At 71.3% G+C, this 20,329-nt stretch carries 16 protein-coding genes; 8 read left to right on the forward strand and 8 right to left on the reverse strand.

Features of this window, described 5'->3' with window-relative positions:
* Window positions 1–85: 85 nt before the first annotated feature.
* Both AB0J67_RS02195 and AB0J67_RS02200 read right to left on the reverse strand, forming a co-directional pair.
* Window positions 86–1,444, reverse strand: coding sequence for a GH1 family beta-glucosidase (locus AB0J67_RS02195; RefSeq protein WP_363475321.1), 1,359 nt, complete (start codon window positions 1,442–1,444; stop codon window positions 86–88).
* A 652-nt stretch (window positions 1,445–2,096) separates the two neighbouring features.
* Window positions 2,097–2,675, reverse strand: a complete 579-nt coding sequence (locus tag AB0J67_RS02200) for a GNAT family N-acetyltransferase (protein ID WP_363475322.1) — start codon at window positions 2,673–2,675, stop codon at window positions 2,097–2,099.
* 173 nt (window positions 2,676–2,848) lie between these two features.
* Between AB0J67_RS02200 and AB0J67_RS02205 the strand changes: the two genes are divergently transcribed.
* Complete coding sequence (locus AB0J67_RS02205) at window positions 2,849–3,604, forward strand: SDR family oxidoreductase (RefSeq protein WP_363475324.1); 756 nt, start codon at window positions 2,849–2,851, stop codon at window positions 3,602–3,604.
* 163 nt (window positions 3,605–3,767) lie between these two features.
* Here AB0J67_RS02205 and AB0J67_RS02210 read toward each other — a convergent pair whose 3' ends face one another.
* The 3 genes from AB0J67_RS02210 to AB0J67_RS02220 all read right to left on the reverse strand — a co-directional run bounded on the left by AB0J67_RS02210 (window position 3,768) and on the right by AB0J67_RS02220 (window position 7,247).
* Entirely contained in the window at window positions 3,768–4,727 is a 960-nt protein-coding gene (locus AB0J67_RS02210; protein WP_363475326.1) for a carbohydrate ABC transporter permease, read from the reverse strand.
* 64 nt (window positions 4,728–4,791) lie between these two features.
* Window positions 4,792–5,808, reverse strand: a complete 1,017-nt coding sequence (locus tag AB0J67_RS02215; protein WP_363475328.1) for a sugar ABC transporter permease — start codon at window positions 5,806–5,808, stop codon at window positions 4,792–4,794.
* Window positions 5,809–5,900: 92 nt separating this feature from the next.
* A complete protein-coding gene (locus AB0J67_RS02220) occupies window positions 5,901–7,247 on the reverse strand; it encodes an ABC transporter substrate-binding protein (RefSeq protein ID WP_363475329.1) in 1,347 nt (448 codons plus the stop codon).
* Window positions 7,248–7,577: 330 nt separating this feature from the next.
* Between AB0J67_RS02220 and AB0J67_RS02225 the strand changes: the two genes are divergently transcribed.
* The 3 genes from AB0J67_RS02225 to AB0J67_RS02235 all read left to right on the forward strand — a co-directional run bounded on the left by AB0J67_RS02225 (window position 7,578) and on the right by AB0J67_RS02235 (window position 9,986).
* Window positions 7,578–7,781 carry a cold-shock protein gene (locus tag AB0J67_RS02225; RefSeq protein ID WP_120320032.1) on the forward strand — a complete coding sequence of 68 codons (204 nt, stop codon included), beginning with the start codon at window positions 7,578–7,580 and terminating at the stop codon, window positions 7,779–7,781.
* Between the two features lie 194 nt (window positions 7,782–7,975).
* Complete coding sequence (locus AB0J67_RS02230; protein ID WP_363475331.1) at window positions 7,976–8,770, forward strand: trans-aconitate 2-methyltransferase; 795 nt, start codon at window positions 7,976–7,978, stop codon at window positions 8,768–8,770.
* Between the two features lie 190 nt (window positions 8,771–8,960).
* Window positions 8,961–9,986 (forward strand): adenosine deaminase, encoded by a 1,026-nt coding sequence (locus tag AB0J67_RS02235; RefSeq protein ID WP_363475333.1) that lies wholly within the window; start codon window positions 8,961–8,963, stop codon window positions 9,984–9,986.
* A 148-nt stretch (window positions 9,987–10,134) separates the two neighbouring features.
* Here AB0J67_RS02235 and AB0J67_RS02240 read toward each other — a convergent pair whose 3' ends face one another.
* Both AB0J67_RS02240 and AB0J67_RS02245 read right to left on the reverse strand, forming a co-directional pair.
* Entirely contained in the window at window positions 10,135–10,611 is a 477-nt protein-coding gene (locus tag AB0J67_RS02240; protein ID WP_363475334.1) for a type II toxin-antitoxin system PemK/MazF family toxin, read from the reverse strand.
* 10 nt (window positions 10,612–10,621) lie between these two features.
* The gene (locus AB0J67_RS02245) at window positions 10,622–13,588 is read right to left on the reverse strand and encodes an EAL domain-containing protein (RefSeq protein ID WP_363475336.1); all 2,967 of its coding nucleotides are present in this window, start codon (window positions 13,586–13,588) and stop codon (window positions 10,622–10,624) included.
* A gap of 160 nt (window positions 13,589–13,748) precedes the next feature.
* Here AB0J67_RS02245 and thrS point away from each other — a divergent pair, with 160 nt between their 5' ends.
* From thrS to AB0J67_RS02260, 3 genes are all read left to right on the forward strand, one after another.
* Window positions 13,749–15,794 carry a threonine--tRNA ligase gene (gene thrS, locus AB0J67_RS02250; RefSeq protein WP_363475337.1) on the forward strand — a complete coding sequence of 682 codons (2,046 nt, stop codon included), beginning with the start codon at window positions 13,749–13,751 and terminating at the stop codon, window positions 15,792–15,794.
* Between the two features lie 141 nt (window positions 15,795–15,935).
* A complete protein-coding gene (locus AB0J67_RS02255; RefSeq protein WP_363475348.1) occupies window positions 15,936–16,385 on the forward strand; it encodes an HIT domain-containing protein in 450 nt (149 codons plus the stop codon).
* 56 nt (window positions 16,386–16,441) lie between these two features.
* Window positions 16,442–17,149, forward strand: coding sequence for a VOC family protein (locus tag AB0J67_RS02260; RefSeq protein ID WP_363475338.1), 708 nt, complete (start codon window positions 16,442–16,444; stop codon window positions 17,147–17,149).
* 106 nt (window positions 17,150–17,255) lie between these two features.
* Here the strand turns inward: AB0J67_RS02260 and AB0J67_RS02265 are convergent, their stop codons facing one another.
* Entirely contained in the window at window positions 17,256–19,418 is a 2,163-nt protein-coding gene (locus tag AB0J67_RS02265) for an elongation factor G-like protein EF-G2 (RefSeq protein ID WP_363475340.1), read from the reverse strand.
* 170 nt (window positions 19,419–19,588) lie between these two features.
* Here AB0J67_RS02265 and pgsA point away from each other — a divergent pair, with 170 nt between their 5' ends.
* A complete protein-coding gene (gene pgsA / locus AB0J67_RS02270) occupies window positions 19,589–20,209 on the forward strand; it encodes a phosphatidylinositol phosphate synthase (RefSeq protein ID WP_363475342.1) in 621 nt (206 codons plus the stop codon).
* Window positions 20,210–20,329: the final 120 nt, after the last annotated feature.

Here is a 20,329-nt window from a genome sequence, read left to right on the forward strand (position 1 = left end):
CGTACGGGCCGGGCGACCTCTCGGTCGCCCGGCCCGGTCACCCGGCGGCGTGGACTCGCGGGTCGCCCACCGCCGGGGAGGTCTGTCAGAGGCCGTTGGCCCGGATCACCTGGCTGTACCACTGGGCGCTGGCCTTGGGGACGCGGCGCTGGTCGGCGTAGTCGACGTAGACCAGGCCCCACCGCTGGTCGTAGCCCTGGTCCCACTCGAAGTTGTCCATCAGCGACCACACGTGGTAGCTCTCCAGGTTCACCCCGTCGGTGATCGCCCGGTGCGCGGCCGAGAAGTGGTCGCGCAGGAACGCGATCCGGCCGGCGTCCTGCACCGTGCCGTCGGCGCCGAGCGTGTCCGGCGTGGGCAGCCCGTTCTCGGTGATGGTCAGCGCGATGTCGCCGTAGTCCTTCTTGATGCGGGTGAGGATGTCGTACATGCCCTCGGGGTAGATCTGCTGCCAGAACGCCTCGCTGACGGGGTGCTTCTGCACCGTCTCGCCCTCGCCGGTGACGTACAGCGGGCAGTAGTACTGCACGGCCAGCAGCTCCACCGGGGAGCCGATGACGTCCAGGTCGCCGTCCTTGATGTAGTCCTGCATCGGGGAGAACGTCGCCACGTCGTCCAGCACGTCCTGCGGGTAGGCGCCCTTCAGGATCGGGTCCAGGTAGAGGCGGTTCTCGTACCCGTCGTGGAGCACGGTGCGGCGCTGCGCCTCGGCGCTGTCGTCAGCCGGGTAGCAGGGGTGCAGGTTCAGCGCCGGGCCGATCCGGGTCTGCGCGCTCAGGTGCGGGCGCATCGCCTGCACCGCGAGGCCGTGGCCCAGCAGCTGGTGGTGCGCCACCACGTACGCCGCGGCGGGGTCCTGGTGCCCGGGGGCGTGGGTGCCGGACAGGTAGCCGTTCTGCACGACGGTCTTGGGCTCGTTGAGGGTGAGCCAGTTGGGCACGGCGTCGCCGAGCGCCTCGGCCAGCACGGCCGCGTAGTCGGCGAAGCGGTAGGCGGTGTCGCGGTTCTCCCAGCCGCCGGCTTCGTGCAGCTCCTGCGGGGTGTCCCAGTGGTAGAGGGTGACCATCGGGGTGACGCCGCGCTCGTGCAGGCCGTCCACCAACCGGCGGTAGAAGTCCAGGCCCTTGGCGTTGACCGGGCCGCGGCCGCCGGGGACGACCCGCGGCCAGGAGATGGAGAAGCGGTACGAGCGCAGCCCCAGGTCCCGGATCAGGTCGAGGTCCTCGGCCCAGCGGTGGTAGTGGTCGGCGGCGACGTCACCGTGGTCCCCGTTGCGCACCCTGCCGGACGTCTTGGAGAAGGTGTCCCACGTCGACGGACCGCGCCCGTCGACCGCGGCCGCGCCCTCGATCTGGTACGCGGAGGTGGCGGCTCCCCAGATGAAACCGTCGGGGAACTGCAGACCGAGCGACGTGGGCGCCGGCTGCGGCGTGTTGCCTGGCATGTGGTGCTCCTCAAATACTGGGATAAGGACTGATCATGGGTGGGAACGCTCCCATGATCGGGTACAGTCGTCCCTGTCCCGGTGACGGGTGGAGATGTGGTGTCTGACTTTCGCACATCCGGCGCAAAGTCTGGTGCTGATGCGCGCGAAGGCGGAGAATGCCGTTTGGTATGGGGACGGGGAAGGGCAGTCCCCGCCCCCATCGGGTGCTCACGCCTTGACCTAGCCGGGCGGCTGGGTCACTAGGCGGCGTGACGCGCGGGAGCCGTTGGCACGCGACGTAGTCGCGAGCTTCACCTCCTCTCCGGCACCCGGAGGGAGGTCGGTCGCCGGTCGTAGGGAGATCGGCGACCGACCGCCTCGGGAGCGGCCGGCGATGGCGTCCGGGCGGGCCATCGACGGGACGAATTCTTACATTGATGAACATCCGTGGAAGCGTTCCCATGGACGTTTGTTGGAACGATAGCGACAACTGAGCCCGGAGGGAAGACCCTTCATCGCCCGAGAATCTCCGGGCAATCACCAGGAAATCCTTGACCGCCAACCGAATCGGCCGCTACCTGCGGAAGCGCTCCCACGGCCGCCTGTCGATGTGTCCGGCGTGTTTCCACATTGACACGCCCCGGGTATAAAAAGGGCCCGCACCGGCCCCTCAGCGGGTCGCTGCGGGGTCGCGCCACAGCGTCCACTGTGGGGGGCCGGAGCGCATCGAGGGCCGTCCGGTGACCGTGAAGCCGTGCCGGCGGTAGAAGCTCAGGTTGCGCTCGTTGGAGGACTCCAGGTACACGGGCAGCCCGGCGGCGTCGTACCGGACGAGCGCGTCGGACAGCAGCAGCGAGCCGAGGCCGCGGCCGCGGGCGGCCGCCGTGGTGCCGATGAACTCCAGGTACCAGTGCTCGGGCGGCTGGCGCTCGTGCAGGCGGTCGATCTCGCCCATCCGGCCCAGCAGCCGGGGCAGCCGCGTGCCGGTGGCCCGCAACAGGGGCAGGGCCGCCCGCGCCACGGCCGATGTGGGCAGTCGCCACCCGTGCGGCGGCGCCCACATGGCGACCGCCTGCCGGTCCGGCGTGGTGTACACGTGCCCGCGCGGCACGGCGTACCGCAGCAGCGCCCCGAAGATGAGCTCCAGCCGCCCGTGGCGGCCCCGTGGCGGCGTCAGCCACCTCCACACCGGGTCATCCCCGAACGCCTCCGCCAGCGTGCCCGCCAGCGCCCCCACATCCTCCGCCACGGCAACCCGAACATCATTCACATCCCGCATCCTGCCCCATCCCCCGCCCACCCGCCAGACCCCGTTGATCATGAACTTGTGGCACGGTTCGGCGGCGTGTCGTGGCCATACCTTCCTGATCACCGGGCGGGCGGCGGGCCCCGTGGAGGAAGGAGGGTGGGTAGGGTGAGGGCATGATTGATCATGGGGAGGCGCGGCGGCTGGCGGTGGTGAGCGGGGCGGGCACCGGGATCGGTGCGGCCACGGCGCTGGCACTGGCCGAGCGGGGTCACGACATCATCGCGATCGGACGCCGCGAGCAGGTGCTCGCAGACAGCGCGCGGCGGATCGAGACGGCCACCGGGGCGCGGGTCACCACCGTCGCCGCCGATCTGGCCCAGCCGGAGGCGGTGGACCGGGTCGCCGCGGAACTCGCGGGCCGCACCGTGGACGTGCTGGTCAACAACGCGGGCGGGTTCGTGGCCCAGGACGGCGACGGGCTCGCGGCGGTGGCCCGGCAGTGGCGGGCCACCTTCGACGCCAACGTGCTCACCGCGGTGCTGCTGACCGAGGCGCTGCTGCCCCTGCTGCGCCGGCCGGGCGGGCGGGTGGTGCTGCTGAGCTCGATCGCCGCGCAGCGCGGCGGTGGCGGGCCCTACTCGGCGGCCAAGGCGGCGCTGCACGGCTGGGTGCTGGACCTGGCGGCGCGGCTCGGCCCGGACGGCGCGACGGCCAACGTGGTCTCGCCCGGCTACGTGGCCGAGACGGAGTTCTTCGGCGCCCGGATGACCGAGCAGGGCCACGCGTCCCGCATCGCGCAGACGCTGGTCGGGCGGGCCGGCCGGCCGCAGGACATCGCGGACGCGGTGTGCTGGCTGGCGGGGGAGTCCGGCGGGTACGTCACCGGCCAGATCATCAACGTCAACGGTGGCTCGGTCCTCGGCCGCTGACCGGCCCCGGTCGGCGGCTGCCACGGCTCGCCCGAGCCCACGGTCGCGGCCGGAGAGCCCGACTCGGCCGGCGTGGCGGGCGGGGCCGGTGCGGGCGACAGGCGTTAACAAGGGCACCTTCTACAACGGAAACCGTTAAGAAGGTGCCCTTCCTTTCGTTCGGTCAGCCCTTGACGCTGCCCGCGAGCAGGCCGCGGACGAAGTAGCGCTGCAGGGAGAGGAAGACGGTCAGCGGGACGATGATCGAGACGAAGGCGGCGGCGGTGAGGCGCTGCCACTCGTTGCCGCGGTTGCCCGCCAGTTCGGCCAGGCGCACCGTCAGCGGGGCGTTCTTCGGGCCGGGCGCGAAGATCAGGGCCACCAGCAGGTCGTTCCAGACCCAGAGGAACTGGAAGATGCCGAAGGACGCCAGCGCCGGGACGATCAGCGGCAGCACGATCTTCCGGAAGATCTTCGCGTGGCCGGCGCCGTCGACCTTGGCCGCCTCGACCAGGTCGCCGGGCAGCTCCGCCATGAAGTTGTGCAGCAGGAACACCCCCAGCGGCAGGGCGAAGCAGGTGTGCGCGAACCAGACCGTGATGAACTTGTCCGGGCCGTCGAGGTCCCAGGCGGGCAGCAGCTGCACGCCGCCCAGCGAGACGCCCTCGTTGAAGAACGACAGCAGCGGGATCAGCGCCATCTGCAGCGGCACGATCTGCAGCGCGAAGATGCCGACGTACACCCAGTCACGGCCGCGGAAGCGGGTCCACGCCAGCGCGTACGCGGCCAGCGAGCAGAACGCCAGCGGGAACAGCACCGACGGGATCGTGATCACCAGCGAGTTGATGAAGTATCCGGCCAGGCCGCCCGACGCGGAACGGGCCCCGAACAGCACCTGCTCGTAGTTCTCGAGCGTGAACTGCGGGTTGGCGAAGAAGTTCCACCAGCCGTTGGACTTGATCTCGTCCTCCGGGCGGATCGAGGAGATCAGCACGCCGAACGTGGGCACGGTCCACAGCAGCGCGATCACCAGCGAGACCACGCTGGCCGTGCGGCTGGTGAGCTTGCGGCGCACCCGGCCCGCCGCGGTGACCGGGACCTCGGCGTCGGGCGCCGCGACCACGGTTTCGGTGCCGGTACTCATCGTTTCTCCTCGCTGCGCTCGTCGGTGCGATGAGCTGCCTGTCGGATTCGCTCGCGAAGCGCGCTCATCGGGCCTCCAGCCGGCGGCGGCGCACTACCCGGACCTGGTAGATCACGATGGGTACGACCAGCGCGAACAGCAGCACCGCGAGCGCGGCGCCCTTGCCCTTCTCGTCCGCGCGGAACGAGTAGGTGTACATCTCGTTGGCGATGACGCTGGTGCCGAACTGGCCGCCGGTCATGGTCCGCACGATGTCGAAGATCTTCAGGGTGCCGATCGAGATCGTCACCAGCACGACGACCAGCGCGGGCCGGATGCTGGGGATGGTGACCCGCCAGAACATCTGCCAGGGCGTCACGCCGTCGATCCGGGCCGCCTCGACGATGTCGGCCGGGATGGCCTTGATCGCGGCGGACAGCACCACCATGGCGAAACCGGCCTGGATCCACACCATCACCGCGATCAGGAACAGGGTGTTCCACGGGCCGTCCAGCAGCCACTGCTGCGGCGTCCCGCCGAGCGCGACCACCAGCTGGTTCAGCAGGCCGATCTGCTCGGTGCCCTCCTGCCGGTAGTCGTAGACGAACTTCCAGATGATGCCGGCGCCGACGAACGAGATCGCCATCGGCATGAAGATCAAGGACTTGGCGAACGACTCGAACCTCGCCCGGTCCACCAGCACCGCGTAGACCAGGCCGACCGCGGTGGAGACCGTGGGCACCAGCAGCACCCAGAGGAAGGTGCTGAGCAGCACGCCGTACGAGACGGGATCCGCGCCGAAGTCGGGGAGCATGCCGGAGTTCTTGTCGGTGAACATCCAGACGAAGTTGTCCAGGCCGACGAACTCGGAGGAGTCGGCGTTCATGAACGCCAGGATCAGGGTGCGGATCGCGGGGACGACCAGGCCGACCAGCAGCAGCAGGCCGGCCGGCGCCAGCAGCCCGAGCGCCACCCAGCGGTCCTTGCGGCTCGGCAGCACGTCGAGCACCAGCAGCAACAAGCCCACCACGGCCGCGAAGGCGACGACGCCGTACAGCAGCATCATCAACTTCGGGGCTTCGGCGGTGAAGTCGAAGTTCACGCAGTCTCCCTCGGGGGGCCGGTCGGGACGAAGACTACGCCGTGCGGGCCCCGGATCGGGACCCGCACGGCGCAGGTGGATCGACTACCGGGTCACTTCGGCCAGGTGCCCTCGATGAAGTCGAGGGTCGCCTTGGTGTCCTTGCCGTTGATCCAGTCCGTCATGCCCTTCCAGAAGGAGTTCGCGCCCACGGCGGCCGGCATGAGGTCCGAGCCGTCGAAGCGGAACACCGCGCCGGTGTCCTGCAGGATGCCGACCGCCACCTTGTCGATCGGGTTGGACACGTTCGCCACGTCCAGGCCCTTGTTGGCGGAGATCCAGTTGTTCAGCTTGGCGCGGCTGTTGGCGAAGTCGGCGCTGGCCAGGTAGGTCTGCACCGCCTGGGTGGCCGGGGTGTCGGTGAACGCGCCGACGAACTCGCCGCCGCCCAGCACCGGCTTGCCCTTGGCCGGGTCGATCGCCGGCAGGTAGAAGGCGAACGCGTCGCCGTCCTCGGCCACCTTGGTGCCCTTGGGCCACTGGTTGGCGTAGAAGGACGCCTGGCGGTGCATGCCGCACTTCTTCTGGACGACCGGCAGGCCGCCCTCCTGGAAGGTGGTGGTCGCGATGGACTTCACGCCGCCGATGCCGCCGTTGACGTACTTCTCGTTCTTGAGGATCGAGCCCACCCGGTCGGTCGCCGAAATGATCTTCGGGTCGTTGAACGGGAGGCTGTGCGAGACCCACGCGTCGTACACGTCGGGGCCCTGCTCGCGGAGCAGGACGTCCTCGATCCAGTCCGTGGCCGGCCAGCCGGTCGCGTCCTGCGAGCCGATGCCCGCGCACCACGGCTTGATGCCCGCGGCCACCATGGTGTCGCTCAGCTTGATCATCTCGTCCCAGCTGGTCGGGACGGTCCAGCCCTTCTCCTTGAACAGGGAGGGCGAGTACCACACGAACGACTTCACGTTCGCGCCGAGCGGGGCGCCGTACAGCGTGCCGTTGACGGTGCCGTACTTGAGCCAGTCGGGCGAGTAGTTCTGCGTGGCCATGGCCTTGGTCTTCTCGCCGGCCGCCTTGAGCTTGCCGCCCTTGGCGAAGAACTCCAGCAGACCCGGCTGCGGGATGAAGGCGAGGTCAGGGGCGTCGCCGCCCTCGACGCGGACCTTCAGCTGCGCTTCGAACTCGCCGCTGCCCTCGTACTCGATCTTCACGCCGGTGCAGTCGGCGAACTTCGCCCACGCCTGCTCGAGCAGGCCGGCCTCGGCGTCGCGGATGGGGGAGTAGATGGTGACCGTCTCGCCGGCGATGTCCGTGTAGTCCGCGAACGCGGAGCACTCCGGAGTGTCCAGCTTGCCCTCGGACTTGTTGCCGGAATCGCCGCCGCACGCGGCGACGGTCAGCGCGAGCACCACCGCGCCGGAGAGCGCGAGCAGACGCCGCTGTCTGTTGGATGCCATGGAGTTTCCTCCTCGTAACTGTGTCGGAGCGCAGCCTCAGGTACGGACTACCGCAAGGTGACGCAAGTTATGCAAGCGCTTTCGATCTCGACCTGTCCAGCGCTGACAACAGTAAGGTTCGTAACGATTCGGAAACCACCTCGGAATCCGATGTGACGATCATCCCGCCCCCCACGGCGCGATCTTTGTGGGCTACACTGGTCGCTGGTTTTTGTGTAAGTGGTTTGCTCGCGTTGCCCTCCCTGAGAGGACCGCTGGTGCCGCTACTCAGTGGCCAAACCCCCGCACGAGGTGTGCGGCGCGGTTCGTTTTGCGCAAGGAATGGTGAAAATGGCTCAGGGAACCGTCAAGTGGTTCAACGCCGACAAGGGCTTCGGCTTCATCTCCGTCGACGGTGGTGGCGCTGACGTCTTCGTGCACTTCTCCGCGATCCAGGCCAGCGGCTTCCGCAGCCTCGAGGAGAACCAGCGCGTGGAGTTCGAGATCGTCCAGGGTGCCAAGGGGCCGCAGGCCGACGCGGTTCGCCCGCTCTGATCTCCTAGACACCGACGGGCCGGTTTCGACCGGCCCGTTTGTCGTTCCGCGCTGCCGCACGGCGCGCCGGAGCGCATCGAGCCCCGCATCCTGCCCTGTATGCGGGGCTCTGTGCTGTCCAGAGCTTGTGGCGTCCGACGGGACCGCGCTATCGTCAAACCAAGACGTACGTACGGTTTGCAGTGGAGGCCGCCATGTGGAACCCCGACACCTACCTGCGCTTCGCCGACGAGCGCGGCCGCCCCTTCCACGACCTGCTGGACCGGGTGCACGCGCAGCGGCCGCGGCAGGTGGTGGACCTGGGCTGCGGACCCGGCAACCTCACCGCCTCGCTGGCCGGCCGCTGGCCGGAGGCCGAGGTGCGCGGCATCGACTCCTCGGCCGAGATGATCGAACGGGCCGTCGCCGACCAGGGCGCGGCCGGCCCGGTGCGCTACGCGGTGGGTGACGTACGCGACTGGCGGCCCGGACCGCAGACCGACGTCATCGTCACCAACGCGGTGCTGCAGTGGGTGCCCGGGCAGGAGGAGCTGGTCGCGACGTGGGCCCGGGAGCTGCCCGCGGACGGCTGGCTCGGCCTGCAGGTGCCCGGCAACCACGACGCGCCCGCCCACCGGGCGCTGCGCGAGCTGTGTCTCTCGCCACGCTGGGCGCAGCGCCTCGGCGCGGTCGGCGAGCAGGTGCGCGGCGTGCCGGAGCCGGCGGAGTACGCCCGGCTGCTGCGTGACGCGGGCTGCGCCGCCGACGTGTGGGAGACGACCTACCTGCACCAGCTTCCGGTGACCGAGGGCCGGCACCCGGTGCTGACGTGGCTGTCCGGCACCGCGCTGCGGCCGGTCCGGGCGCTGCTGGCCGAGACCGACTGGGACGCGTTCCGCGATGAGCTGGAGCCGCGGCTGGCCGAGGACTACCCGGCCCACCGCGGCGTGGTCGACTTCCCGTTCCGCCGCGTCTTCGCCGTCGGCCACCGTCTCCCCTCCGACCGCTGACCCGACCCATCCCGACGCCGGACGTCGGCCCTGCGGCCCGCGCGTCGCCCTTGATCGCCCGACTTGCCAGGCAACTGGGCGAAAGCGCGGCCAAGATACGCCCATCTGCCAGGCAAGTCGGACGATCAAGGGCGGGCGGAGGGTGGTGACCGGAGGCGCATGATCATGTACGCGGAGGTAGGGTGCCGTCATGGCTAGTGACGATCTTGCGGCCTTCATCGCAGGGCTGCCCAAGGCCGAGCTGCACGTGCACCACGTCGGCTCCGCCTCCCCCCGGACCGTGGCCGAGCTCGCCGCCCGGCACGAGGGCCGCAGCCCGGTGCCCGCCGACCCCGACCTGCTGGCCGAGTACTTCACCTTCACCGACTTCGCGCACTTCGTCGAGGTGTACCTGAGCGTCGTCGACCTGATCCGCGACGCCGAGGACGTGCGCACGCTGACCTACGGCGTGGCCCACGACCTTGCCGCGCAGCAGGTGCGCTACGCGGAGCTGACCGTCACGCCGTACTCCAGCGTGGCCCGGGGCATCCCGGCGGAGGCGTTCTGCGAGGCGATCGAGGACGCGCGGCGCGAGGCGGAGAAGGAGTTCGGCCTGGTGCTGCGCTGGTGCTTCGACATCCCGGGCGAGGCCGGGCTGGCCTCGGCGGAGCAGACCCTGCGCATCGCACTGGACCAGCGCCCGGACGGCCTGATCAGCTTCGGCCTCGGCGGGCCCGAGATCGGCGTGCCGCGGCCGCAGTTCAAGCCGTACTTCGACGCCGCCCGCGCGGCGGGGCTGCGCAGCGTGCCGCACGCGGGCGAGACCACCGGCGCGCAGACGGTCTGGGACGCGATCCACGAGCTCGGCGCCGAGCGCATCGGCCACGGCATCTTCGCGGCGCAGGACCCCGCGCTGCTGGACCACCTGGCCGAGCACGCCATCCCGCTGGAGGTGTGCCCGACGTCGAACCTGCGCACCCGGGCCGTCGCGGACCTGTCCGAGCACCCGCTGGCCCGGCTGGTGGCGGCGGGCGTGCCGGTGAGCGTCAACTCCGACGACCCGCCCATGTTCGGCACCACGCTCAACAACGAGTACGAGGTGGCCGCGCGGCTGCTGGACCTGGACGCGGCCGGGGTGGCCGAGCTGGCCCGCCAGGGCGTACGCCACTCGTTCGCGAGCGAGCAGGTGAAGTCCGCGCTGCTCGCCGAGATCGACGCGCACGCCGCGACCGCCTGACCCGCCGTGCCGTCCGCGCGGTAGGAGATCTGCGGGAGTCGACAACTTCTGGGTTGCCTCGACAACCCAGAAGTTGTCGGCTGCGAACCTGTGGTCAGGCTGCGGGTGCGGACCCGAAACGGCGATCACCTCATCGCGGCGCCCCGCGTCACACCTGATGCAGGCTGCGGACCTTGCTCCAGACGACGGTGTCGAGGGTGCCGGCGCGGTTGGCGAAGGCCGGGGTCGAGATCGTGATCGGGTCGCTCAGGTCGAGGAAGCTGTTGTGGTCGGCGTCGGCGTCCCAGGCGGTGGTGGGGATCTCGATGTGGTCGTGGCGGTGGCGCTGGTCCTGGCTGGTGATCTTCAGCACCTCGTACGCCCCGCGCCGGAAGCGCAGCACCACGCACGGGCGCACCTTCGAGCCGGTGCCGTCCTCGTAGGGCACGTCCGCCCACCAGATCTCCCCGGGCTGCGGCCCGGACTTCGGCGCCTTGGTCGCCTTGGGCGCGCGCGGGCCGGGCCGGGCCGGCGGGCGCTTGCCGGCGGGTCCGCCGGCCGTGGGGCGGGTGCCGCGGGCGCGCAGCAGCCACCACGCGGCGGCGAGCGCGGCGAGCACGGCCAGGGTCGTCAGGAGCAGCCACATGATCGGCAGTCTAAGCGGGCTCGCCGAGCATGGCGTACGCCGCGTCGGCGGCCACCGGCCGGGAGAACAGGAACCCCTGGCCGTAGCCGCAGCCGAGGCGGAGCAGGTACGCGCGCTGCTGCTCGGTCTCGATGCCCTCGGCGATGAGGTCCAGGCCGAGGTTGCGTCCCATCAGCACGATGGTGCGGACCAGCTCGCCGCTGCGCCGGTCGGTGTCCATCTGCCAGACGAAGGACCGGTCGATCTTCAGCGCGTCGATGGGCAGCCGGTGCAGCGCCTCCAGCGACGAGTACCCGGTGCCGAAGTCGTCGATGTGCAGCTGGCAGCCCAGCTCGTGCAGCGTCTTCAGGATGTCGCGGGCGGGGCCGATGTTCTCCATCACCACGCCCTCGGTGATCTCGATGGCGAGGCTGCCGGCGGGCGGGCGGTGCCGGTCCAGCGCGTCGGCGATGTCGTCGATGATGTTGCCGCCCCAGAACTGCCGGTTGGAGATGTTGACCGCGATGCTCAGCCCGGACGGCGCGCCCGCGGCGTACCAGGTCCGCAGGCGGCGGCAGCACTCGTTCACGATCCACCGGCCGATCGGGACGATCAGCCCCGTCTCCTCGGCGATCGGCAGGAACTCGGCGGGCGGCAGCAGCCCGCGCAGCGGGTGCCGCCAGCGCACCAGCGCCTCGAAGCCCTTCGTCTGACCCGAGCGCAGCACCACGATCGGCTGGTAGTGCACCTCGAACTCGCCGTTGTCGAGGGCCTGGCGCAGCTCGGTCTCGACCTGCAGCCGGGTCACCGCCTTGGCGTGCATGGCCACGTCGAACACCGCGTGCCGCCCCTTGTGCAGCGACTTCGCCGAGTACATCGCGATGTCGGCGTCGCGCAGCAGGTCCTCGGCGTTGCTGTAGCGCCGGCTGGACAGCGTGATGCCGATGCTCGCGGTCACCACCACGTCCTGCCCGTGCAGGTGGAAGGGCTGCCCGAGCACGCCGTGCAGCCGCTCGGCGACCTGCGCCGGGGTGTGCGGCGCGGTGATGTCGTCCAGCAGCACCAGGAACTCGTCGCCGCCGTACCGGGCGACCGTGTCGGCCTCGCGCAGGGTGGACCGGATCCGCTTGGCCACCTGCTTGAGCAGCCGGTCGCCCGCCGAGTGGCCCAGGCTGTCGTTGACCACCTTGAACCCGTCGAGGTCCAGGAACAGCACGCCGAAGGGGCGGCCGGTGCGCCGCCGCGACTGGCGGATCGCCTGGCGCAGCCGGTCCAGGAACAGCGCCCGGTTGGGCAGCCCGGTCAGCTCGTCGTAGAGGGCCGCGATGCGCAGCTGCTCCTTCTGCCGCAGCGACTCCTTCAGCAGGGCCTGCCGGTCCAGCGCCACCGCCAGCAGCGCGGCCCACTGGTTGAACGGCTCCCGGCCGGTCGCCCCGACCGACGACACCGTGTCCGCCACCGCCAGGTAGCCCCAGTCGCTGGCGCCGCTCTTGACCGGCACCACGAACACGATGCGGTTCGCGGCCGGGTCGGCCTGCTCCCGCAGCACCGCCGGCGGGAACTCGCTCACCGGCAGGGACGGCAGCAGGCCCGGGGCGTCGTCACCGGGCAGGAACAGCCCGGCCGTCTCCAGGGTGGCGTCCGACAGCGACGGCGGCCTGCCCCCGCTCCACAGGCCGAAGCAGCCCGCCTTCACCCAGGTGCGGCGCATCCAGCCCAGCCGGGCCGGCTCCTGATGCCCCCGCAGCAGCTCCATGCCGACCTCGTACTGCGCGGTCAGCGTCTCGCGCAGCCGGACGCTGTCCTGGAACAGGGTCCGGCCCCGCATCTCCATGAGCATGAGCAGGACCCCGTTGGCGGGCCGGCCGTAGTCGCGGATCAGCTGCGCGACCTCGTACAGGGCCTCGGGCCGCCCGCCGGACAGGCGCAGCAGCAGCTCCAGGGCCTGGCGCACCTGCTCGCAGGAGGGCCGGTCCGCGACCGCCTCCGGAGTGTCCTCCACCGCCCGCGCCACGACGGCCGCCGCCTGGACGATGCCGGCCGACTCGTCCGCCGACAGCGAACCGTGCACCGGGGACACCGCGGTGGCGATCAGGTCGGCCAGGCGCCGGTGCTGCGGGCGTACGTCGGCATGGAAGGCCAGGTCGCCGCTGCAGCCGCAGGACTCGCGGACGATGAGCGAGGTCGGCACGACGATGGGGGACTCCGGCGCGGGCTCGCCGCGCAGCGCGCCCAGCAGCGCCTCGGCGGCGGCCCGGCCGATCATCTCCATCGGCTGGCGCACGGTGGTGAGCCGGGGGATGAGGTAGGAGCTGGACCGCAGGTCGTCGAAGCCGACGAGGGCCTGGTCCTGCGGCAGCCGCAGGCCGGCGGCGGTCAGCGCGTCCATGATGCCCGTCGCGTTCTCGTCGGTGGCGGCGATGACCGCGGTGGAGGGCAGGCCGGCGTCCAGCATGCGGCGCGCGGCCCGCTCGCCGCCGTCGACCTGGTTGGTGTGCGCCGGGAAGAGCAGGTGCGGGTCGGCCTCGATGCCGTGCACGGCCAGCGCCCGCCGGTACGCCTCCAGCCGCTCGCGCACGTCGGCGGTGCCCAGGTGGCCGGCGAAGCCGATGCGGCGGTGCCCGTGCGCGACCAGGTGGTCCACCGCCTCGGTGATGCCGGTGCGGTTGTCCGGCATCACCACGGGGCAGCCGAGCTCGGGCATGGGGTGGCTGACGAACACCAGCGGCCGCCCGGTCTGCTGGATCGCGGACAGGTAGCGGTGCGTCGCCGCCTTGAGCACCACCACGAACCCGGCGACGTGCTGCCACGCCACCGGGTAGGTCAGGTCGGAGGGCTCGGTGACCTCGATGTGCTCGGTGCCGGCGTCCAGCGTCTGGATCGCGATGACACCGGCGCCCGCCTCCGCCGCGGCGCGCGCGATCCCCGCCAGCACGCCCCCGTAGTACCAGCCGCCCAGGAACGGCGACAGCACCCCGAGCGTGAGGTCTGCTGACACTTTTCGACGGTATCGCGCAGACGCGGCGCATCCGGGCGGAACGGGCGTTGTGGGGGCGGTGGCGTCCGGCGCGGCCGGAACCGGTAACCGGCATGATCAGCCGGACCGATAGCATGGCCGGAGCCGGACAAACCGCTGCAGAGAGCTTGAGGAGACCATCGTGAGCGCACCGACCAGCCCGCCCAAGGCCGACCCCGTCGTCGTCCGGGCCGGGACGACGGGCGCCGCCGCGATCGCCGAGGCCGGCCTGCCGGTGCACGGCGCCAAGGCCGTCGTGGTGGTGCGCGACCCCGAGGGCCGCCTGCGCGACCTGGACTGGGCTCCCGAGGTGGACACCGAGGTCGAGCCGGTCGCCATCGACTCCCCGGACGGGCTCAACGTGCTGCGCCACTCCACCGCGCACGTGCTGGCCCAGGCGGTGCAGGACATCTTCCCGGAGGCGAAGCTCGGCATCGGCCCGCCGATCGACAACGGCTTCTACTACGACTTCGGGGTGGCCACGCCGTTCCACCCGGACGATCTCGACAAGATCGAGAAGCGCATGCAGGAGATCGTCAAGTCGGGGCAGACCTTCAAGCGCCGCCGCTTCGAGACGCTCGACGAGGCCAAGGCCGAGCTGAAGGACGAGCCGTTCAAGCTCGAGCTGGTCGACATCAAGGGCGACGCCGGCGACGACGTGATGGAGGTCGGCGGCGGCGAGCTGACCATCTACGACAACTTCGACGCCAAGACCGGCGAGCGCTGCTGGGGCGACCTGTGCCGCGGCCCGCACCTGCCCAGCACCCGCCTGATCGGCGCGTTCAAGCTGATGCGCTCGGCTGCGGCGTACTGGCGCGGCTCGGAGAAGAACCCGCAGCTGCAGCGGGTCTACGGCACCGCGTGGCCGACCCGCGACCAGCTCAAGGACTACCTGAAGCTGCTGGAGGAGGCGGCCCGCCGCGACCACCGCAAGCTCGGCACCGACCTCGACCTGTTCAGCTTCCCCGACGAGATCGGCTCGGGCCTGGCCGTCTTCCACCCCAAGGGTGGCGTGATCAAGCGCGAGATGGAGGACTACGTCCGCGCCCGCCACATCGAGGAGGGCTTCCAGTACGTCGGCACCCCGCACATCACCAAGGAAGGTCTCTTCCACACCTCGGGGCACCTGCCGTACTACAAGGAGACCATGTTCCCGCCCATGGACATGGAGGGCAGCGACTACTACCTCAAGGCCATGAACTGCCCGATGCACAACCTGATCTACCGCTCGCGCGGGCGCTCCTACCGCGAGCTGCCGATCCGGCTGTTCGAGTTCGGCGCGGTGTACCGGTTCGAGAAGTCGGGCGTGATCCACGGCCTGACCCGGGTGCGCGGCTTCACCCAGGACGACTCGCACTCCTACTGCACGAAGGAGCAGGCGCCCGCCGAGATCAAGCACCTGCTGGACTTCGTGCTCGGCCTGCTCAAGGACTTCGGCATCACCGACTTCTACCTGGAGCTGTCGACCCGTGACGAGTCCAAGCCGGAGAAGTTCGTCGGCTCGGAGCAGGACTGGGCGACCGCGACCGCGGTGCTGGAGCAGTGCGCCCGGGAGACCGGCCTGACCCTGGTCCCGGACCCGGGCGGCGCGGCCTTCTACGGCCCGAAGATCTCCGTGCAGGCCAAGGACGCCATCGGCCGCACCTGGCAGATGTCGACCATCCAGTACGACTTCAACCAGCCCCGCGGCTTCGAGCTGGAGTACCAGGCCGCCGACGGCACCCGGCAGCAGCCGGTGATGATCCACTGCGCCAAGTTCGGCTCGATCGAGCGCTTCATCGGCGTGCTCACCGAGCACTACGCGGGCGCGTTCCCGGCCTGGCTGGCACCGGTGCAGGTGGTGGGCATCCCGATCCGCTCCGACGACGAGGCCGGGCACACCGCGTTCCTGCACGACTTCGTGGCGCGGCTGCGCAAGCAGGGCATCCGGGCCGAGGTCGACGCCTCCGACGAGCGCATGCAGAAGAAGATCCGCACCGCGCAGCAGCAGAAGATCCCGTTCATGGCGATCGTGGGCGACCAGGACCTCGCCGACGGCACGGTCTCCTTCCGCTACCGCGACGGCTCGCAGCGCAACGGCGTCAGCCTCGACGAGGCCGTCGCGCACGTCGTCGACGTCGTGCGCGCGCGCGTCAACACCGGCCCGTCGGCCGCCGTCGCCGAGGCGGTCGCGGCGGAGCAGGCGTGAGCGGGCGCGGCGGGGAGGCGGCGTGAGCACGCGGGTGCACGAGGCCGGGTTCGTGCTGGACACGGACCCGGCACACCGGGCGGGTGCGGCGTGACCGCCCCCGACCCCGACGGCCTGGAGCGGCTGTGGACGCCGTGGCGCATGGCGTACGTCAGCGGCGGCGCCCGGTCCACCGAGTGCCCGTTCTGCGTCGCGCCGGTCGAGGACCCGGACGGGCTCATCGTGGCGCGCGGTGAGGCCGTGTACGCGGTGCTCAACCGTTTCCCGTACAACCCGGGCCACCTGCTGATCTGCCCGTACCGGCACATCGACGACTACCCGGAGCTGGACGCGGCGGAGACGGCCGAGCTGGCCGAGTTCACCAAGACCGCGATGCGGGTGGTGCGCAAGGTGTCCAATGCGCACGGCTTCAACATCGGGCTCAACCAGGGCCACGCCGCGGGCGCGGGCATCGCCGCCCACCTGCACCAGCACGTGGTGCCGCGGTGGGGCGGCGACAACAACTTCCTGCCCGTGGTCGCCCGCACCAAGGCCCTGCCGCAGCTGCTCACCGACACCCGGGACCTGCTGCGCGAGGCCTGGCCGGCGTAGCCGGCACGCCGTGCGGGTACGGGACTACGTCGTACCCCTGCGGAAGGATGGCCGCCATGATTGGCAAACTGCGCACCGTCGCGCTCGACGCACCCGACATCAAGGGCCTGGCCGGTTTCTACGCCGAGCTGGCCGGGCTGGACGAGCACTACGCCGACGACGAGTGGATCACGCTCAAGGCCGCGGACGGCACCCGGCTCGGGTTCCAGCGGGCCGACGACCATGTGCCGCCGCGCTGGCCCGACCCGGCGTACCCGCAGCAGATGCACCTCGACCTGCGCGTGCCGGACATGGCCGCGGCGGTCGAGCGCGCGGTCGGGCTCGGCGCGACCCGGCTGCCCGGCGGCGCGGAGACGTTCACCGTGCTGGCCGACCCGGCGGGCCACCCGTTCTGCCTGTGCCAGGGCGAGGTCGACGCCGCCGAGATCGCCGACGTCGCGATCGACTGCGAGCAGGCCGGGCCGCTGGCCCGGTTCTACAGCGAACTGCTCGGGCTCCCGGTGACCTGGGAGGGCGAGGGCGGCGCCATGATCTCCGCCGAGGGGCGGCTGCCGGTGATCTTCCAGGAGATCGCGGAGCACCGCGCGCCGCGCTGGCCGGACCCGGCGTACCCGCAGCAGCTGCACCTGGATGTCGAGGTCGCCGACGTCGGGGAGGCCGAGCCGAAGGTGCTCGCCATCGGCGCGGTCAAGCTGGACGGCGGCGGGGAGAACTGGCGGGTGTACGCCGACCCGGCCGGCCACCCGTTCTGCCTGGTCTGGTGAGATCGGGCGCTCGACGCCCTGCTTTTGCATAGACGTTGGCCTATCTGGATGAAGTGGATCTCGAAAAAGTTATCCAGATAGGCCAGCGTCGATTTCAAGACGGGGGTCAGCGGGAGGTGGTGTGCTCCTTGCGGGCCTGGTCGGCGAGGTGGCCGGGCATGGGCTCGTAGCGGGCGAACTCGCGGGTGAAGGTGCCCGCGCCGGCGGTCATCGAGCGCAGGTCGACCAGGTAGCGCAGCAGCTCGATCGCGGGGACCTCGGCGCGCACCTGGGTGCGGTCGCCGCCGGCGGGATCGGACTCCGAGCCGAGTACCCGGCCGCGGCGGCCGGACAGGTCGCTCATCACCGCGCCGACCGCGCTGTCGGGCACCGTGATGACCACCTCGTCGACCGGTTCGAGCAGGGTGATCTGGGCCTTCTCGGCGGCGTCCTTGAGCGCCATGCTGCCGGCGGTCTGGAAGGCGGCGTCGGAGGAGTCGACGCTGTGCGCCTTGCCGTCGACCAGGGTGACCCGGAAGTCGACCACGGGGTAGCCGGCCACGATGCCCCGCTCGGCCTGGGCGCGTACCCCCTTCTCGACGCTGGGGATGTAGTTGTGCGGGATGGCGCCGCCGACGATCTTGTCGACGAACTCGATGCCCGCCCCGCGGGGCAGCGGTTCGAGCTGGATCGCGCAGACGGCGTACTGGCCGTGCCCGCCGGACTGCTTGACGTGGCGGCCCTGCCCCGCGGCCGGGGCCGCGAACGCCTCGCGCAGCGCCACCTTGGCGGGCTCGGTGCTCAGCTCGACGCCGCCCGCGCGCAGCCGGTCGAGCACCACGTCGGCGTGCGCCTCGCCCATGCACCACAGCACCAGCTGGTGCGTCTCGGGGTTGCGTTCCAGGCGCAGCGTCGGGTCGCCCGCGACCAGCTTGGCCAGGTTCTTGGCGAGCGCGTCCTCGTCGGAGCGGGTCTTGGGCACCACCGCCACCGGCAGCAGCGGCTCGGGCATCGTCCACGGCGCCACCAGCAGCGGCTTGTCCTTGGCGGAGATGGTGTCGCCGGTCTCGGCCGCGGTGGACTTGGTGACCGCGCAGATGTCGCCCGCGATGCACTTGCCGACCTCGCGCAGGTTCGCGCCGAGCGGGGAGTAGATGTGGGTGACCCGCTCGTCGGCGTCGTGGTCGGGGTGGCCGCGCTCGGCCAGGCCGTGGCCGCTGATGTGCACCGGGGTGTCCGGGCGCAGCGTGCCGGAGAAGACCCGGACCAGGCTGACCCGGCCCACGTACGGGTCGATCGTGGTCTTGACCACCTCGGCCACCAGCGGGCCGTCCGGGTCGCAGGTCAGCGCGTCGCGCGGCGAGCCGTCGACGCCGGTGACCGCGGGCAGCGGGTGCTCCAGCGGGGTGGGGAAGGCCCGGGTGAGCAGCTCCAGCAGCGCGTCGAGCCCGACGCCGGTCTCCGCGCAGACGGGCACCACCGGGTGGAAGTGGCCGCGCGCGACGGCCTTCTCCAGGTCGTCGACGAGCACCTGGGAGTCGATGGCCTCGCCCGCGAGGTAGCGGTCCATCAGGGTCTCGTCCTCGCTCTCGGCGATGATCCCCTCGATCAGCTCGCCGCGCGACTCCTCGATGGCGGGCAGGTGCTCCGGGTCGGGCTCGCGCACCTGGGGCGGGTAGCCGCCGGAGTAGTCGTACACCTGCTGCGAGATCAGGCCGATCAGGCCCTCCACCGAGTGGCCGTCGTCGCCGTGCATGGGCAGGTACAGCGGCTGGATCTCCTCGCCGAAGACCCGCTGGCACAGCGCGAGGGCCTCGTCGAAGTCGGCCCTCGGGTGGTCCAGCCGGGTGATGGCGACCGCGCGCGGCATGCCGACCGCGGCGCACTCCTCCCACAGGGTCGCGGTGGCCGCGTCCATCCCGTCCCACGCGCTGACCACGAACAGGGCGGCGTCGGCGGCGCGCAGGCCGGCCCGCAGCTCGCCCACGAAGTCGGCGTAGCCGGGCGTGTCCAGCAGGTTGACCTTGACGCCGTCGTGGGTCAGCGGCGCGCACGCCAGCGCCACCGAGCGCTGCTGCTTGACCGCGGCCGGATCGTGGTCGGTGACCGTGGTGCCCTCGGTGACCGCGCCCGCCCGGCCGATCGTCCCGGTGGCCGCGAGCAGCGCCTCGACCAGCGTCGTCTTGCCGCTGCCGGCGTGCCCTACCACCACGACGTTGCGCACGTCGGCAGGCTTCTCGGCGACCTGCGCCGGAGCCTGCGAGACCTTCTCCCTGTCGCCGCGCGCCATGTCCGCCTCCTGTATCCGTGTCGGTTACTGCATTGTTTCCGATCCCACACCCATCGGGCGTTCGGACACAAGACCGGCGTCCGCGTGTCGCCGCACCCACGGGGCTCCGCCCCGTGCACCCCGACGTGCCCAAGGGCCCGATGCGGCCCACCGCTATCGTTAGCGCCATCATGGCGAAGATCCTCAGCGTGGTGGGCAAGGCCGGTACGGCCCGGCTGCTCGATCCCCTCAGCCGGGCGCTGCTGCGGGCGGGTGTGAGCCCGAACGCGGTGACCGTGGTCGGCACCCTCGGCGTGCTGGTCGGTGCGTTCGGATTCGCGGCGCGCGGCCACTTCGTCGCCGCCGTGTTGATCATCCTAGTGTGCGGCCTCACCGACGTGATGGACGGGGCGATGGCCCGCGCCCGCGGCACCGCCAGCAGGTACGGCGCGCTGCTGGACTCGACCATGGACCGCGTCGCCGACGGCGCCATCTTCGCCGGCATCATCTGGTGGTACGCGGGCACCGGCGACCGGCCGACCCTGGCCGCGGCCCTCATCTGCCTGGTCGCCGGGCAGGTCGTCTCCTACGTGAAGGCGCGCGCCGAGGGCCTGGGCATGTCCTGCCACGTGGGCCTCGTCGAGCGCGCCGAGCGGCTCATCATCGTCGGTGTCGGCGCGCTGCTGACCGGCTTCGGCGTGTCCTGGGGCCTGCCCGCGTCGCTGTGGCTGCTCGCGGCCGGCTCCATCTTCACCGTGGGCCAGCGCATGTGGCACGTCCGCAAGCACGAGGCGGCGGGGGAGTCGGTGTGAGCCGGCCCGCGGCGGCACGCGGCCGGGAGGCGGCATGAACAAGGAACGGCTGGTCGAGCTGGGCTACGCCGCCGGCTGGCGGCTGGTGCGCACCATGCCGGAGCCGGCCGCGGCGGCGCT

The organism is Catellatospora sp. NPDC049609 (assembly GCF_040675365.1).
Classification (GTDB): Bacteria; Actinomycetota; Actinomycetes; order Mycobacteriales; family Micromonosporaceae; genus Catellatospora.

Coding starts and splice junctions, on each gene's coding strand:
- AB0J67_RS02205 (WP_363475324.1), top strand. CDS start 2,849: ATGATTGATCATGGGGAGGCGCGGCGGCTGGCGGTGGTGAGCGGGGCG.
- AB0J67_RS02225 (WP_120320032.1), top strand. CDS start 7,578: ATGGCTCAGGGAACCGTCAAGTGGTTCAACGCCGACAAGGGCTTCGGC.
- pgsA (WP_363475342.1), top strand. CDS start 19,589: ATGGCGAAGATCCTCAGCGTGGTGGGCAAGGCCGGTACGGCCCGGCTG.
- AB0J67_RS02255 (WP_363475348.1), top strand. CDS start 15,936: ATGGCGTACGTCAGCGGCGGCGCCCGGTCCACCGAGTGCCCGTTCTGC.
- AB0J67_RS02265 (WP_363475340.1), bottom strand. CDS start 19,418: ATGGCGCGCGGCGACAGGGAGAAGGTCTCGCAGGCTCCGGCGCAGGTC.
- AB0J67_RS02195 (WP_363475321.1), bottom strand. CDS start 1,444: ATGCCAGGCAACACGCCGCAGCCGGCGCCCACGTCGCTCGGTCTGCAG.
- AB0J67_RS02235 (WP_363475333.1), top strand. CDS start 8,961: ATGGCTAGTGACGATCTTGCGGCCTTCATCGCAGGGCTGCCCAAGGCC.
- AB0J67_RS02230 (WP_363475331.1), top strand. CDS start 7,976: ATGTGGAACCCCGACACCTACCTGCGCTTCGCCGACGAGCGCGGCCGC.
- AB0J67_RS02220 (WP_363475329.1), bottom strand. CDS start 7,247: ATGGCATCCAACAGACAGCGGCGTCTGCTCGCGCTCTCCGGCGCGGTG.
- AB0J67_RS02240 (WP_363475334.1), bottom strand. CDS start 10,611: ATGTGGCTGCTCCTGACGACCCTGGCCGTGCTCGCCGCGCTCGCCGCC.
- AB0J67_RS02210 (WP_363475326.1), bottom strand. CDS start 4,727: ATGAGTACCGGCACCGAAACCGTGGTCGCGGCGCCCGACGCCGAGGTC.
- AB0J67_RS02260 (WP_363475338.1), top strand. CDS start 16,442: ATGATTGGCAAACTGCGCACCGTCGCGCTCGACGCACCCGACATCAAG.